Origin of the sequence: Streptomyces sp. NPDC088706, from assembly GCF_044752765.1 — a bacterium.
Taxonomy (GTDB): domain Bacteria; phylum Actinomycetota; class Actinomycetes; order Streptomycetales; family Streptomycetaceae; genus Streptomyces.
In genome coordinates, this window is the sequence record NZ_JBIVLW010000002.1 from 474,790 (window position 1) to 489,175 (window position 14,386).

Here is a 14,386-nt window from a genome sequence, read left to right on the forward strand (position 1 = left end):
GACCGCCTCGCCAAGGCCTAGAAGTCGTCGTCGAACCCGACCGAGCCCTCCACCGCCACCTGGTAGGCGGACGGGCGGCGCTCGAAGAAGTTCGTCAGCTCCTGGACACCCTGGAGCTCCATGAACGAGAACGGGTTCTCGGAGCCGTACACCGTCGGGAAGCCGAGGCGGGCGAGCCGCTGGTCGGCGACGCACTCCAGGTACTGGCGCATCGAGTCGGTGTTCATGCCCGGCAGGCCCTCGCCGCACAGGTCGCGGCCGAACTGCAGCTCCGCCTCGACCGCTTCCCGCAGCATGTCGGTGACCTGCTGCTGGAGCGCGTCGTCGAAGAGCTCCGGCTCCTCCTTGCGGACGGTGTCCACGACCTCGAACGCGAAGTTCATGTGCATGGTCTCGTCACGGAACACCCAGTTGGTGCCCGTGGCGAGACCGTGCAGCAGACCGCGCGAGCGGAACCAGTACACGTACGCGAAGGCGCCGTAGAAGAACAGCCCCTCGATGCAGGCCGCGAAGCAGATCAGGTTCAGCAGGAAGCGGCGGCGGTCGGCCTTCGTCTCCAGCCGGTCGATCTTCTCGACCGAGTCCATCCACTTGAAGCAGAACTGGGCCTTCTCGCGGATCGAGGGGATCTCCTCGACCGCGTCGAACGCCGCCGCCCGGTCGTCCGGGTCGGGCAGGTAGGTGTCCAGCAGCGTCAGATAGAACTGGACGTGCACGGCCTCCTCGAAGAGCTGCCGCGACAGGTACAGCCGCGCCTCGGGGGAGTTGATGTGCTTGTACAGCGTCAGCACGAGGTTGTTGGAGACGATCGAGTCACCGGTGGCGAAGAACGCCACCAGCCGGCCGATCATGTGCTGCTCACCCGGCGACAGCTTGGCGAGGTCGGCGACGTCGGAGTGGAGGTCGACCTCCTCCACGGTCCAGGTGTTCTTGATCGCGTCCCGGTAGCGCTCGTAGAAGTCGGGGTAGCGCATGGGACGCAGGGTCAGCTCGAAACCCGGGTCGAGCAGGTTCTTGTCGGTGGAGCTCATTACTGGCAGGCCTCGCAGGACTCGGGGTTCTCAAGAGAGCAGGCGATGGCGTCCGCGTCGGGAGCCGACGCCTGCTGTACGGGAATGGGGACGGCGGTCGGCGCGGCAGCGGACGCGGCACGGGCGATCCGGGTCGCCGGGCGCGAACGCAGGTAGTACGTCGTCTTCAGCCCCTGCTTCCAGGCGTACGCGTACATCGAGGAGAGCTTGCCGATCGTCGGCGTCTCCAGGAACAGGTTGAGCGACTGGCTCTGGTCGAGGAACGGCGTACGGGCCGCCGCCATGTCGATCAGACCGCGCTGCGGGATCTCCCACGCGGTGCGGTACAGCGCCCGCACGTCCTCGGGGATCCAGGCGAAGCCCTGCACCGAGCCGCTCGCCTCGCGCAGCGCCTCACGGGTGCGGGCGTCCCACACGCCGAGCTTCTTCAGCTCGTCCACCAGATAGGCGTTGACCTGGAGGAACTCACCGCTGAGCGTCTCGCGCTTGAACAGGTTGGAGACCTGCGGCTCGATGCACTCGTACACACCGGCGATCGAGGCGATCGTGGCGGTCGGCGCGATGGCGAGCAGCAGCGAGTTGCGCATGCCGGTCTCGGCGACCCGGGCGCGCAGCGCGTCCCAGCGCTCCGGCCAGTTCAGCTCGGTGTCGTAGTGGTCCGGGTGCAGCACCCCGCGCGCGGCCCGGGTCTCGGACCAGGCGGGCAGCGGGCCCGAACGCTCCGCGAGGTCGCAGGAGGCCTCGTACGCGGCGAGCATGATGCGCTCGGAGACCTTGGTGGAGAGCGCGCGGGCCTGCGGCGAGTCGAAGGGCAGCCGCAGCTGGAAGAAGACGTCCTGGAGGCCCATGGCGCCCAGGCCCACCGGCCGCCAGCGGGAGTTGGAGCGCCCGGCCTGCTCGGTCGGGTAGAAGTTGATGTCGACGACCCGGTCCAGGAAGGTCACCGCGGTCCGCACGGTGGCGTCCAGCCGCTCCCAGTCGATCGAGCCGTTGGCGACGAAGGCGCCCAGGTTGACCGAACCCAGGTTGCAGACGGCCGTCTCGCCGTCGTTCGTGACTTCGAGGATCTCGGTGCACAGGTTCGAGGAGTGCACGACCCGGCCCGGCTCGGCGGTCTGGTTCGCGGTCCGGTTGGAGGCGTCCTTGAACGTCATCCAGCCCTGGCCGGTCTGCGCGAGGGTCCGCATCATCCGGCCGTACAGCTCACGCGCCGGCATCGTCTTGCGGGCCAGCCCCTTGGCCTCGGCCGCGCGGTAGGCCGCGTCGAAGTCGTCGCCCCACAGGTCGACCAGCTCGGGGACCTCGGCGGGGGAGAACAGCGACCACTCGGTGTCCGCGTCGACCCGGCGCATGAACTCGTCCGGGATCCAGTGCGCCAGGTTCAGGTTGTGCGTACGGCGCTGGTCCTCACCGGTGTTGTCGCGGAGCTCCAGGAACTCCTCGATGTCCGCGTGCCAGGTCTCCAGGTAGACCGCCGCCGCGCCCTTGCGGCGGCCGCCCTGGTTCACGGCCGCCACGGAGGCGTCCAGCGTCTTGAGGAACGGCACGATGCCGTTGGAGTGCCCGTTGGTGCCCCGGATCAGCGAACCCCGGGCGCGGATGCGGGAGTACGACAGACCGATGCCGCCCGCGTGCTTGGAGAGCCGCGCCACCTGGTGGTAGCGGTCGTAGATCGAGTCCAGCTCGTCCTTGGGGGAGTCCAGCAGATAGCAGGAGGACATCTGCGGGTGCCGGGTGCCGGAGTTGAAGAGTGTGGGGGAGGAGGGGAGGTAGTCCAGCCGGCTCATCAGCCCGTAGAGCGCGGCGACCTCGTCCAGCGCCCGCACCGACTCGTCCTCGGCGAGGCCGGCGGCCACCCGCAGCATGAAGTGCTGCGGGGTCTCGATGACCTGGCGGGTGATCGGGTGGCGCAGCAGGTAGCGGCTGTGCAGCGTACGGAGACCGAAGTAGCCGAAGCGGTCGTCGGCGCCGTCGGCCAGCGTCCGCTCGACGAGCTCGTCCAGCGCCCCCGCGTGCAGCTCCACGAAGGCCGCGGTGCGGTCGGCGATCAGGCCCTCGCGGTGGCCGACCGCGACCGAGGCGGAGAAGGAGGTCGCGCCCTGGGTCGCGGCCTCGTCGGCGATCGTACGGGTCAGCAGCCGGGCGGCGAGTCTGGAGTACGCCGGGTCCTCGGAGATCAGACCCGCGGCGGCCTCGGTGGCCAGCGAACGCAGCTCGGCCTCGTCGGAGCGGGCGTTGCGCCCGCGCAGCGCGGAGGCGGCGACCCGTCCGGGGTCGGTGTCGGGCAGGTCGACGGTGAGGTCGGTCAGGGTCCGCAGCAGGGCGGTCCCGGGTCCGTCGTTCGTGCCTTCGCCGGACGTGGTGGAGGCGGCGGATTCGGTGGCTGAAACCGGATCGGCGGGCGCGATGGTCACTGGGCTTTCCCTCGCTCGGCTGGGGGCCGGCGGCGAGCGGGGAAGCCGGGCAGCACGGTGCCCTTCGGGGCAGCACTGCTCACGGCGTCCACCGGCCCATCCGCGAGGCCCGGACGTCTGGCGTCCGGTTCGGTCGAGCCGGACGCACTGTCGACAGGTCTTCGGACTTCGGGTGTGCAAAAGCACACTGTTCACACCGTTGCGGGACAGTTCCGGATTCGCACCGGATTCCCCTGCGGCGACAGCGAGGTCGAGCATACATGTGGGGGGCGCTCGAAGAGGAAGCCCCCACATGTTGTGTCGGCGTGAACAGATGTTGGTATGGCGGTCTGGCTTCTTCGCCCGACTTCTTCCCGATCGACGGCGTACGCGGGCCCTCTCGCGGGGCGCGAAAAGGGGCCGCCGCGCCCCTGGAAGGGGTGCGGCGGCCCCGATCGGCCGGTGGTGGTCAGCAGCAGCGGAAGCCCTCGCGGGGGTCCGCCTCGCGGGCGTCCGTGCGGCTGTGTTCGAAGGCGCGGCGGGTCATCACCGGGGTGTCCGGATCGTGGGACCGGGCGTGTGCCACATAACGGTCGTACGCGGCTTCGCCGGTGAGCTCCCGGACGTACCAGCGGACGCGTCCCGCCACCCGCCGTACGTCCGCGACGGTCATGTCCGGCTCCCGGTTCCCGCCGCCTCCTTGCGGATGCCGCCCTCGGGGCCGACGCCCGCGGCGAGCAGTTCGGCCTTCTCCTCCTTGGTGGCGATGAGCGAGGCCGGGGCCACGAGCTCGGACTCGACGTACGGCGTCTCGTGGAGTCTGACGCTCTCGGGGTCGCGGATGGCCCGGAAGCAGACCCGGCCGGCGTCCACCAGCACCACGATGATGAGGAGCGCGAAGAGCGCGCAGAGCACCCCGTCGACGGTGGAGTTGGTGACGACGGTCTGCATCTCGTCCATGTTCTTGGCGGGCGGCAGCACCTCGCCCGCGTCGATGCCCGTCTGGTACTTGTCGCGCTGGGCGAAGAAGCCGACCTTCACGTCCGGCGAGAAGATCTTCTGCCAGCTCGCGGTGAGGGTGACCGCCACGTCCCAGGCGAGCGGGACCGCGGTGACCCACGCCCACTTCAGCCGGCCGGACTTGACCAGCAGGGTGGTGCAGACGGCCAGCGCCACGGCGGCCAGCAGCTGGTTGGCGATGCCGAAGAGCGGGAAGAGCTGGTTGATGCCGCCCAGCGGGTCGTGCACACCGACCCAGAGGAAGTAGCCCCAGCCGCCGACCACGACGGCGCTGGCGAACCAGACGCCCGGCTTCCAGCTGACCTCGCGGAACGGCTTGTAGGCGTTGCCCAGCATGTCCTGGAGCATGAAGCGCCCGACGCGGGTGCCGGCGTCCACGGTGGTGAGGATGAAGAGCGCCTCGAACATGATGGCGAAGTGGTACCAGAACGCCTTCATCGCGGTCCCGCCGACCACCGCGGAGAAGATCTCCGACATGCCGAGCGCGAACGTCGGCGCGCCGCCGGTGCGCGAGAGCAGACTCTGCTCCTCGACGTCCTTGGCGGCCCGGGCCAGGGCGTCCGGGGTGATGGTGAAGCCGAAGTTGGCCACGGCCTCGGAGGCCGACTGGACGCTGTCACCGATCACGCCGACCGGCGCGTTGATGGCGAAGTACAGCCCCGGGTCGATGATGCAGGCGGCGATCATGGCCATGATCGCCACGAACGACTCGGTCAGCATGGCCCCGTAGCCGATCATCCGGATCTGCGTCTCCTTCTGGACCATCTTCGGCGTGGTGCCGGAGGAGACCAGGGAGTGGAAGCCGGAGAGCGCGCCGCAGGCGATGGTGATGAAGACGAACGGGAACATCGAGCCGGCGAAGACCGGGCCCGAGCCGCTGGTGGCGAAGTCGGTGACCGCGGGCATCTTCAGGGTCGGCAGCGCGACGACCACGCCCAGGGCCAGCAGCCCGATGGTGCCGACCTTCATGAAGGTGGAGAGGTAGTCGCGCGGGGCCAGCAGCAGCCACACCGGGAGCACGGAGGCGAGGAACCCGTAGACGATCATCCAGATGACCAGCGTGCCCGGCTCCAGGGTGAAGAAGTCCGCCCACGACGACTCGGCGACCCAGCCGCCCGCGACGATCGCCAGGAGCAGCAGGGCGACGCCGATGAGGGAGACCTCGCTGACCTTCCCCGGCCGCAGGATGCGCAGGTAGACACCCATGAGGAGGGCGATCGGGATCGTCATGCCGATGGAGAAGACGCCCCACGGCGAGTGGGCGAGCGCGTTCACGATGACCAGCGCGAGGACCGCGAGCAGGATGATCATGATGATGAAGACCGCGACCAGGGCGGCGATCCCGCCGACCGGCCCTATCTCGTCGCGCGCCATCTGGCCGAGCGAACGGCCGTTGCGGCGGGTGGAGAAGAACAGCGTCACCATGTCCTGGACGGCACCGGCGAAGATGACGCCGACGACGAGCCAGATCGTCCCGGGCAGGTACCCCATCTGCGCGGCGAGCACCGGGCCGACCAGCGGGCCCGCCCCAGCGATGGCGGCGAAGTGGTGGCCGAACAGGACCCGGCGGTCGGTCGGGTGGAAGTCGACACCGTTGTTGAGCAGTTCGGCGGGGGTCGCGCGGTTCTTGTCCGCCTTCAGGACCCGGTTCGCGAGGAACCGGGAGTAGAAGCGGTAGGCGATGGCGTACGAGCCGAGGGCGGCGGCCAGCATCCAGGCGGCGGAGACCTCCTCACCGCGCGAGAGCGCGAGGGTGGCCCAGCCGATCGCGCCGACCAGGGCGACCAGGCTCCAGACGACGATGGTTCTGGGGGACAGCGCCCGCCGTCCCGGTGGTGTTGGAACCGGTGGTGCTGGTGTGGGCGATTCCGGCATGACGCTCCGTCCCCTCGCGTGATCACTGTCGTAACGTGCGCGAAATCTAGGTGCTGCGGCCGACCGGAGGAACCCCTGTCCGCATACCGGTCGTGCATCGCCGAGGTCTCCACCGATGTTCCGCGGTAAGGACACGGACCGGACGGGGGATCGGTTCACGCGATCCGATCTCACCGGATGACCGGAAACAGGCGGTGGCCTGGGGAAGGAGATCCCCGGGCCACCGCCTGTCCGCCTGCTGCGCCCCTCAGTCCGTCGGCCGCTTCAGGCGCGCCACGAACTTGTACCGGTCGCCCCGGTAGACGGAGCGCACCCACTCCACCGGCTCGCCCTGGCCGTCGATCGAGTGGCGGGAGAGCATCAGCATCGGCAGCCCCACGTCCGTCCCCAGCAGACCCGCCTCGCGCGGGGTGGCCAGCGAGGTCTCGATGGTCTCCTCGGCCTCGGCCAGGCGCACGTCGTACACCTCGGCCAGGGCGGTGTAGAGCGAGGTGTACTTCACCAGCGAACGGCGCAGCGCCGGGAAGCGCTTGGCCGAAAGGTGGGTGGTCTCGATCGCCATCGGCTCCCCGCTGGCGAGCCGGAGCCGCTCGATGCGCAGCACCCGGCCGCCCGTCGAGATGTCCAGCAGGCCGGCGAGCGTGTCGTCCGCCGTCACATAGCCGATGTCGAGCAGCTGGGACGTCGGCTCCAGCCCCTGGGCACGCATGTCCTCGGTGTACGAGGTCAGCTGGAGCGCCTGGGAGACCTTCGGCTTGGCGACGAACGTCCCCTTGCCCTGGATGCGTTCGAGCCGGCCCTCGACGACCAGCTCCTGCAGGGCCTGGCGCACGGTGGTGCGCGAGGTGTCGAACTCGGCCGCCAGGGTGCGCTCCGGCGGCACCGGGGTGCCGGGCGGCAAGGTATCGGTCATGTCCAGGAGATGGCGCTTGAGCCGGTAGTACTTCGGTACGCGCGCGGTGCGCGCACCGTTGCCGGTCTCGCTCCCCGAACTGCCCCCGTCGGCACCCATGGCCCGCCTTTCCGACGCTTGCGTTGCTGCCGTCACCGGCTCCTCCGTCTGTCGCGGCTCACATGGTGGCACGGTCCGGTCACGGGTCGTCGCCCTCCCTTAGGTGTCGGTCCTATAACGGACGCGAGTGCACTTCTTATACACCCTTGACACCCATAAAGGTCTAGGCCAAGCTCCCGGTACTGGTCTAAACCATTAAAGACCAGGTCCAGCCCCAGCAGAACTCGTCGAATGTCTTCGCGGTGGGTGGGGTTGCAGCATCCCTGAGGAGGGTTTGACGTGAAGCGCAAGCTCATCGCGGCGATCGGTGTCGCGGGCATGTTGGTTTCGGTCGCGGCGTGCGGTTCCGACGACAAGGCATCGTCGCAGGACCCGAAGGACCGCAAGGAGACCCTGACCGTCTGGCTCATGGGCGAGGCCCAGTCGACCTGGCCTGAGCTGGTCAAGGACGTCAACGCCGAGTTCAAGAAGAAGTACCCGGGTGTCACGGTCAAGGTTCAGTACCAGCAGTGGGCCGACAAGGTCAAGAAGCTGGACACCTCCCTCGGTGGCGACAAATTCCCGGATGTCGTCGAACTCGGCAATACCGAGACCATGCAGTACATCCTCAATGGTGCGCTCGGGGAAATCGACCCCAAGAAGTACGAGAACTCGGACACCTGGATCAAGGGCCTGAAGGACACCTGCACCTTCGAAGGCAAGACGTACTGCGTTCCCTATTACGCCAGTGCGCGTCTGGCCGTCTACAACAAGGACATGCTGAAGGCGGGCACCGGCACCGACGCCCTCCCGCAGACCGAGGACGAGTTCCTCGCGGCGATGGACAAGGTCTCCGCCGAGCTGGCCAAGAAGGACAAGCGCGCCTCCTCGCTCTACTTCCCGGGCCGCTACTGGTACGCCGCGATGTCCTACGTCGCCGCGTACGGCGGCAAGATAGCCACGTACGACGAGGGCGCCAAGGAGTGGAAGGGCGCGCTGTCCTCCCCCGAGTCGCAGAAGGGCCTTGAGCACTTCGTCAACCTGGTCAAGAAGTACAACAAGGCCGACCAGACGAAGGACGAGCAGGACCACGCCAACGTCATGGCCAACGAGAAGGCCGCCGTGATCTACGGCCAGGCCTGGGAGGCCGGCAGCGTCACCACGGGCGAGAACGGCAACCCGAAGCTCGAGGGCAAGATCGCCACCGCCGGTATCCCCGGCCCCGAGGGCAAGGCGCTCCCGTCCTTCATCGGCGGCTCGGACCTCGCGACGATCTCCAAGTCCAAGGTCCAGGACCTCGGCCAGGAGTGGATCGCCCTCTTCACCAACGCCAAGGGCGGCGAGGTCCTCGCGTCGAAGAACGTCCTCCCCAACAACGAGAAGCAGCTTGAGCCGCTGAAGACGAAGCCGGAGACCGCCGCCATCGCCAACGCGGTGCCGGACGCCTGGTTCACGCCGATCGCGCCGGGCTGGGCCTCCATCGAGAAGGAGGAGATCCTGGAGAACGTCCTCCTGGAGATCCTCAAGGGCTCCTCCGTCGCCGACGCCTCCAAGAAGGCCGACGACAAGATCAACGCCCTGATCAACAAGAAGGCCTGACCTTCCGGTCGCCAGGCGGGGCCCGGTGCAGCTGCCGGGCCCCCGCCCCCTTTTCAGCAAGTAACGCCGTGAATTCCGGGGCCCGCCTCGGACCCGCGATGGAAGGTCAGCCACGTGTCTGCCGCTGATACCAAGGCCGTCGGGCCGCCGGTCCCCCTGCCACCCGACCCGCAGCCGACCGGGAAGTCGTCGTCCGTCGACGGCGACGCGCCCCGGGCACAGAAGAGGAAGCGGAAGAAGGGCGAACTCCTCCCCTACTTCCTGATCCTCCCGGCGATCGTGGCGATCGCCGCCGTGTACCTCTACCCCCTCGGCAAGACGGTGGTCATGTCCTTCCAGGACATGGGCCGGCGCGAACTGTGGACCGGAGAGCCCGCCCCCTGGGTGGGCTTCGAGCAGTTCACCAACATCCTCGGCGACCCCGAGTTCTGGTGGGTCACCTTCCGCACGGTCGTCTTCATGGCCATCTGCGTGTCGCTGACGATGGGCATCGGGCTGCTCGTCGCGCTGCTCATGCGCAAGCTCTCCACCTGGGTCCGGCTCGTCCTGACCGTGGCCCTGATCGCCGCCTGGTCGATGCCGCTGATGGTCGCCGCCTCCATCTTCCGGTTCATGGCCGACTCCGACTACGGCCTGATCAACACCCTGATCGCCAAGGTCGTCGGCGAGGACTGGCTCGGACACAACTGGTACCTCGACCCGGTCCAGGGCTTCGGCATCATCGCCCTGCTGGTCGTCTGGGGCGCCATCCCCTTCGTCGTCGTCACCCTGTACGCCGCCCTCACCCAGGTCCCCCAGGAGCTGGAGGAGGCCGCCGCGCTGGACGGCGCCAGCAGCTACGGCATCTACAAGTTCGTCACCTGGCCGGTCATCAAGCCGGTCTTCACCATGGTCGCCACCCTCTCGGTGATCTGGGACTTCAACGTCTTCGGCCAGATCTGGCTGCTGCGCGGCAACAAGCCCGAGCCGGAGTACGAGACCCTCGGCCTCTACTCCTACTCCAAGGCGTTCGAGTCCACCTCCTTCAGCCAGGGCACCGCGATCGCCCTGATCACGGTGCTGCTGCTGTCCGGCGTGGCCGTGTACTACCTGCGCCAGCTCATGAAGACGGGAGAGGTCGAATGAGCAGCACGACCGACACACAGGCGCTGCGCCCCGACCGCAAGAAGAGCCGGCTCCACTTCGACCTGCTCGGCCTCGGTATCGCCGCCGTCATGATCTTCCCGGTCTACTGGCTGGTCATCAGCGCCCTGCGGCCCAACCGGGAGATCCGCAGCTACGACCAGACCCTGTGGCCCACGTCGGTCACCTTCGACAACTTCGTACGGGCCACCGAGCAGCCGAACTTCGTCACCGCCATCCAGTCCAGCCTGATCGTCGCCGTCACCGCGGTGGTCGGAGGCATGATCATTGCGACGCTGGCCGCCCTGGCGATCGGCCGGTTCCGGTTCTTCGGCCGCAAGGCCCTCGTCCTGGTCATGATCCTGGTCCAGATGCTGCCCCCGACCGCGATGCTCATCCCGATCTACGCCCAGCTCAACGCCATGGGCGGGATCGACGAGTACTGGGGCCTGATCGTCGTCTACCTGGTCTCCACGCTCCCCTTCGCCACCATCATGATCCGCGGCTTCGTGGTGAACATCCCGGTGGAGCTGGAGGAGTCCGCGATGGTGGACGGCTGCACCCGCTTCGGCGCCTTCCGCCGCGTGGTCTTCCCGCTGCTCGCCCCCGGGCTCGCCGCCGCGTCGATCTTCGCCCTGGTGAACGCGTGGAACGAGTACCTCTTCGCGTACATCCTGATCAACGACAACTCCAAGTACACGCTGAACGTGTGGCTGATGACGTTCACCACCGAGCGCGGAACGGACTACGGCGCACTCATGGCGGCCTCGACCATGATCGCCCTGCCCGTCGTCGTGTTCTTCATGATCATCCAGAAGAAGATGGCCGCAGGCCTCACTTCCGGCGCTGTGAAGGGATAGTGCGGGCCCATGACGACCCTCGTTTCCACCACGGACACCCTGACGCGCGACGCGCTCGCGGTGCTCCAGCCCGGATTCACCGGAACCGCCGCACCGGACTGGCTGCTGCGCCGCGTCGGTGAAGGGCTCAATTCCGTCGGGCTGTTCGGCCGCAACATCGCCTCGCCCGAGCAGCTCGCCGCCCTCACCGCGCGGCTGCGCGCCGAACGGGACGACGTCCTCGTCGCCATCGACGAGGAGGGCGGCGACGTGACCCGCCTGGAGGTCAGGGACGGCTCCTCGTTCCCGGGCAACCTCGCCCTCGGCTCCGTCGACGACGTCGACCTCACCCGGGCCGTCGCCCACGAGCTGGGCCGCCGGCTCGCCGCGTGCGGCGTCAACCTGAACTGGGCGCCGTCCGCCGACGTCAACTCCAACCCGGCCAACCCGGTCATCGGCGTACGCTCCTTCGGCGCCGACACCGCACTGGTGGCCCGGCACACCGCCGCGTACGTCGAAGGGCTCCAGGCCGCCGGCGTCGCCGCGTGCACCAAGCACTTCCCCGGCCACGGCGACACCGCGGTCGACTCGCACCTGGCGACGCCCCGCATCGATGTGGATCTCGACACCCTGCACGCCCGTGAGCTGCTGCCTTTCCGGGCGGCCATCGCGGCGGGTTCCCAATCGGTGATGAGCGCGCATATCCTGCTCCCCGCACTCGACCCGGACCGCCCCGCCACCCTGAGTCCGCGGATCCTGACCGGTCTGCTCCGTCAGGAGCTGGGCTACGACGGCCTGATCGTCACCGACGGCGTGGAGATGGAAGCCATCTCCCGGACCTACGGCATCGAGCGCGGATCGGTCCTCGCGATCGCCGCGGGCGCCGACGCCATCTGCGTCGGCGGCGGGCTGGCCGACGAGGAGACGGTGCTGCGCCTGCGCGACGCCCTCGTCGCCGCGGTGCACAGCGGCGACCTGGCCGAGGAGCGGCTCGCGGATGCGGCCGCCCGGGTACGAGCCCTCGCGTCCTGGACGCAGGGGGCCCGGGGGGATGTCCCGGAGCCGGGCGCGGAAGTGCAGGAGGGGACCGCGCCCGGCACCGGAGTCAGCTCCGACATCGGCCTGGTGGCCGCCCGCCGCGCGGTCAGGGTCACCGGCACCGGCGACCGGCTGACCGAGCCGGGTTACGTCGCGGAGTTCTCCGCGGTGGCGAACATCGCGGTCGGCGACGAGACCCCCTGGGGCGTCGCCGCCGGACTCACCCGCCTCCTTCCCGGGACCGCCGCGGGCCGGTACACCAGCGAGAGCGCCGACCCGGCGGCCGAGGTGGTCGCCGCGGCGGGGGAGCGGCGCATCGTCGCCGTCGTCCGCGACGAACACCGCCACGCCTGGATGGCCCAGGCGTTGGACGCCCTGCTGGCGGCGCGCCCGGACACGATCGTGGTCGAGATGGGCGTCCCGGCGTCCACCCCCCGGGGAACCCTCCACATCGCCACCCACGGCGCGTCCAGGGTCTGCGGCCAGGCGGCCGCGGAAGCGGTGACGGACATATCCAGCCCGTCCGGCCGGTAAATCGAGCCCGTCCGGCGATCGAGGACAAAGCCTCTCGCCGGACGGGCGGCACAACGGCCGAGGGCCGGGACACCTGATGGCGTCCCGGCCCTCGGCCGTAGGCGTGCGGCGTACGGACTACAGCCCCTGCCACACCGGCTTCGCCGCATACGTGGCGCGGAAGTACTCCGCCAGCTTCAGCTTCGACGCCGCCGCCTCGTCCACCACCACCGTCGCGTGCGGGTGCAGCTGGAGCGCCGAGGCCGGCACGATCGCGGCCACCGGCCCCTCCACCGTCTGGGCGATGGCCTCCGCCTTGCCCTCCCCGGTGGCCAGCAGGATCGGGTGCCGGGCGTCCAGGATGGTCCCGATGCCCTGGGTGATCACGTGATGCGGCACCTGGTCGATGTCGTCGTCGAAGAAGCGCGCGTTGTCCACCCGGGTCTGTTCGGTCAGCGTCTTGATCCGGGTGCGCGAGGCGAGCGAGGAGCACGGCTCGTTGAAGCCGATGTGCCCGTCGGTGCCGATGCCGAGCAGCTGGAGGTCGACCCCGCCGGCCTCGGCCAGCGCCCGGTCGTACGCCTCGCAGGCGGCCTGGACGTCCTCGGCGGACCCGTCGGGGCCCATGAAGGACGCCTCGGACAGCCCGAGCGGCTCGACGACCTCCCGCAGGACCACGGAGCGGTACGACTCCGGGTGGCCCGCGGGCAGCCCGACGTACTCGTCCAGCTGGCAGATGCGGGCGCGCGAGGCGTCGACGGCCCCGGCGGCGACCTTGGCCGCCAGCGCGCGGTAGATGGGCAGCGGGGTCGAGCCGGTGGCAACGCCGAGCAGGGCGTCGGGCTTGCGGCCGAGCAGGGAGGCGATGGCCTCCGCGATCAGTTCGCCGCCCGCCGTGGCGTCCGGGACGATGACAACTTCCACGCTGTGCCTGCCGATCTGGTGAGGGGAGCCGTGTGGTATAGACCAATCAAGTCCCAATCTAGCAGAATCGGGCAGCCGTGCGCTGAACGGCCAGGCACCGGCCCACCCGCCCGGCCCCGCTGGCGTACCCCGCGTCCGCCTGGTCGACTTGTCCGGTACGGCCCCGGTGGGGCGGTCCGCGGGTGGCTCCGAACGCCGCCACCGCCGACGACGCCGCATGGGAGGCACCCCACATGTCCGCCACCCCTCCGTCCGGCCCGGACGACCGGGGCGACGTGCCCGGTCGCATCATGTCCGGCGAGATGGCCGAGCAGCCCGCGATGCTGCGCCGCATCCTCGACCAGGGTGCTCCCCGCATCGCGAGGTGGCCACCCGGATCGCTGCCGGAGAACCGCGCTTCGTCCTGCTGACCGCGCGCGGCACCTCCGACAACGCGGCGCTCTACGCGAAGTACCTGCTGGAGATCCGGCTCGGCCCGCCCCGCGGCCTCGCCTCCATGTCCACCACGACGGCCTACGGCGCCCGGCCAGACCTGCGGGACGTGCTGGTCGTCACCGTCAGCCAGTCGGGCGGCTCACCGGACCTGGTGGCCTCCACCAAGGCGGCCCGGGAGGCCGGGGCGGTGACCCTGGCGGTCACCAACAACCCGGACTCCGCCCTGGCGGCGGTCTCCGCGCACCACATCGACATCCTGGCGGGCCCGGAGAAGGTGCTCCCGGCCACCAAGACGTACCCGGCCTCCCTGCTCTCGCTCTACCTCTTCGTGGAGGGCCTGGGCGGCGGCGACGGCACCGCGGCCGCCGCTGCCCTGCCCGACCTGGCGGGCGCCGTCCTGGGCCGCCGGGCCGAGGTCAAGGCGTTGGCCCCCCGCTACCGCTTCGCCGAGCGCATGGTGATCACCTCGCGCCCTGGCGAAGATCACGGAGACCCGCCGGCGGCGTCGGCCGTCCCCGGAAACACCCGCGGGCCACGGCGCCGGGACGGGACCCTCAGCCCGCCCGGCACCGCAGCCCGGAGATACCTGGCCGGCGGTGTGCGGTG

Annotated in this window: 10 protein-coding genes, 1 pseudogene and 1 riboswitch; of the genes and pseudogenes, 5 read left to right on the forward strand and 6 right to left on the reverse strand. The window is 69.6% G+C overall.

Translation table 11 applies throughout. The features are described from left to right. Positions 1 to 17: 17 nt before the first annotated feature. From ACIQAK_RS07770 to ACIQAK_RS07790, 5 genes are all read right to left on the reverse strand, one after another. Complete coding sequence (locus tag ACIQAK_RS07770) at positions 18 to 1,031, reverse strand: ribonucleotide-diphosphate reductase subunit beta (protein ID WP_366387389.1); 1,014 nt, start codon at positions 1,029 to 1,031, stop codon at positions 18 to 20. Next, positions 1,031 to 3,445: a ribonucleoside-diphosphate reductase subunit alpha gene (locus tag ACIQAK_RS07775; RefSeq protein WP_366387390.1), complete on the reverse strand. Its 2,415-nt coding sequence runs from the start codon at positions 3,443 to 3,445 to the stop codon at positions 1,031 to 1,033. The genes ACIQAK_RS07770 and ACIQAK_RS07775 overlap by 1 nt, the downstream gene beginning before the upstream one ends. A 134-nt stretch (positions 3,446 to 3,579) precedes the next feature. Further along, a riboswitch (cobalamin riboswitch) is annotated at positions 3,580 to 3,715 on the reverse strand. Between the two features lie 178 nt (positions 3,716 to 3,893). After that, positions 3,894 to 4,097 carry a YbdD/YjiX family protein gene (locus tag ACIQAK_RS07780; RefSeq protein WP_366387391.1) on the reverse strand — a complete coding sequence of 68 codons (204 nt, stop codon included), beginning with the start codon at positions 4,095 to 4,097 and terminating at the stop codon, positions 3,894 to 3,896. Then, positions 4,094 to 6,319: a carbon starvation CstA family protein gene (locus ACIQAK_RS07785; RefSeq protein ID WP_366387392.1), complete on the reverse strand. Its 2,226-nt coding sequence runs from the start codon at positions 6,317 to 6,319 to the stop codon at positions 4,094 to 4,096. Before ACIQAK_RS07785 ends, ACIQAK_RS07780 begins: the two co-directional genes overlap by 4 nt. 247 nt (positions 6,320 to 6,566) lie before the next feature. Next, positions 6,567 to 7,331 carry a GntR family transcriptional regulator gene (locus tag ACIQAK_RS07790; protein ID WP_093691401.1) on the reverse strand — a complete coding sequence of 255 codons (765 nt, stop codon included), beginning with the start codon at positions 7,329 to 7,331 and terminating at the stop codon, positions 6,567 to 6,569. A gap of 279 nt (positions 7,332 to 7,610) precedes the next feature. Between ACIQAK_RS07790 and ACIQAK_RS07795 the strand changes: the two genes are divergently transcribed. The 4 genes from ACIQAK_RS07795 (at position 7,611) to ACIQAK_RS07810 (ending at position 12,442) form a co-directional block, all read left to right on the forward strand. Beyond that, entirely contained in the window at positions 7,611 to 8,909 is a 1,299-nt protein-coding gene (locus ACIQAK_RS07795; protein ID WP_366387393.1) for a sugar ABC transporter substrate-binding protein, read from the forward strand. 114 nt (positions 8,910 to 9,023) lie between these two features. Then, complete coding sequence (locus tag ACIQAK_RS07800; protein WP_366387394.1) at positions 9,024 to 10,034, forward strand: sugar ABC transporter permease; 1,011 nt, start codon at positions 9,024 to 9,026, stop codon at positions 10,032 to 10,034. Beyond that, complete coding sequence (locus ACIQAK_RS07805) at positions 10,031 to 10,891, forward strand: carbohydrate ABC transporter permease (protein WP_366387395.1); 861 nt, start codon at positions 10,031 to 10,033, stop codon at positions 10,889 to 10,891. The genes ACIQAK_RS07800 and ACIQAK_RS07805 overlap by 4 nt, the downstream gene beginning before the upstream one ends. A gap of 9 nt (positions 10,892 to 10,900) precedes the next feature. Next, positions 10,901 to 12,442: a glycoside hydrolase family 3 protein gene (locus tag ACIQAK_RS07810; RefSeq protein ID WP_366387396.1), complete on the forward strand. Its 1,542-nt coding sequence runs from the start codon at positions 10,901 to 10,903 to the stop codon at positions 12,440 to 12,442. A gap of 117 nt (positions 12,443 to 12,559) precedes the next feature. Here ACIQAK_RS07810 and nagB read toward each other — a convergent pair whose 3' ends face one another. After that, complete coding sequence (gene nagB / locus ACIQAK_RS07815) at positions 12,560 to 13,345, reverse strand: glucosamine-6-phosphate deaminase (RefSeq protein WP_366387397.1); 786 nt, start codon at positions 13,343 to 13,345, stop codon at positions 12,560 to 12,562. A 233-nt stretch (positions 13,346 to 13,578) separates the two neighbouring features. Here nagB and ACIQAK_RS07820 point away from each other — a divergent pair. Beyond that, positions 13,579 to 14,291 (forward strand): annotated as a pseudogene (locus tag ACIQAK_RS07820) (SIS domain-containing protein); the annotation flags it as partial. Between the last annotated feature and the right edge of the window lie 95 nt (positions 14,292 to 14,386).

Excerpts from the sequence above, each read along its gene's own strand:
- ACIQAK_RS07790 (WP_093691401.1), bottom strand. The coding sequence starts at position 7,331 with ATGGGTGCCGACGGGGGCAGTTCGGGGAGCGAGACCGGCAACGGTGCG.
- ACIQAK_RS07810 (WP_366387396.1), top strand. The coding sequence starts at position 10,901 with ATGACGACCCTCGTTTCCACCACGGACACCCTGACGCGCGACGCGCTC.
- ACIQAK_RS07785 (WP_366387392.1), bottom strand. The coding sequence starts at position 6,319 with ATGCCGGAATCGCCCACACCAGCACCACCGGTTCCAACACCACCGGGA.
- ACIQAK_RS07805 (WP_366387395.1), top strand. The coding sequence starts at position 10,031 with ATGAGCAGCACGACCGACACACAGGCGCTGCGCCCCGACCGCAAGAAG.
- ACIQAK_RS07780 (WP_366387391.1), bottom strand. The coding sequence starts at position 4,097 with ATGACCGTCGCGGACGTACGGCGGGTGGCGGGACGCGTCCGCTGGTAC.
- ACIQAK_RS07770 (WP_366387389.1), bottom strand. The coding sequence starts at position 1,031 with ATGAGCTCCACCGACAAGAACCTGCTCGACCCGGGTTTCGAGCTGACC.